Genomic DNA, 482 nt, shown 5'->3' with positions numbered 1-482 from the left:
AGTTTATATCTGGGTAACTGTCTACGATGGCTTCTGTGTTGGCGCCTCCCTCTAAAATTCCGATTTTCCAACCAGCAGCTTCTTCTAAGACAAGGCTATTCACATCTCGCCTAGAGGCAATCGCCAAACGACTAGAAAATAACTGTTTGCCCGCTTTCACGTTTTCGCCAAGTGAACGATTTTCCACCGCGGCGGAGACAAGGTGCACTTGTCTGTGATCCACGAGTCGTCGAGTCTCTTGCCAACTGCCGACATCGACATGCTTCATGCGTAAGCCTGTTTTCTGTTCAATTAGCTTAAGGTAATCATCGATCATCCCGATGTATTCTCCGGTGCCCGACACGGCCTCATAAGGCAAAGAGTTAGGATCAATACCGATTTTCAAAACTGGATTAGACTTTACCCATTGACGTTCATTTTGATTGAGGTTCAGAAGTTCGCCAGTCAAGTTGTTTGATTGGTAAATATCTGAGATATAGCGC

The 482-nt window shown here is 45.6% G+C and carries 1 protein-coding gene; it reads right to left on the bottom strand.

Annotated elements, in window-relative coordinates; translation table 11 throughout:
• On the bottom strand, positions 1 to 482 hold a 482-nt coding region (locus tag AB4512_RS23655), incomplete at both ends, for a transporter substrate-binding domain-containing protein (RefSeq protein WP_372175954.1).

Origin of the sequence: Vibrio sp. 10N.222.52.B7 (assembly GCF_041474275.1) — a bacterium.
Classification (GTDB): domain Bacteria; phylum Pseudomonadota; class Gammaproteobacteria; order Enterobacterales; family Vibrionaceae; genus Vibrio; species Vibrio crassostreae_C.
This window is presented reverse-complemented; position numbering and strand designations above follow the sequence as displayed.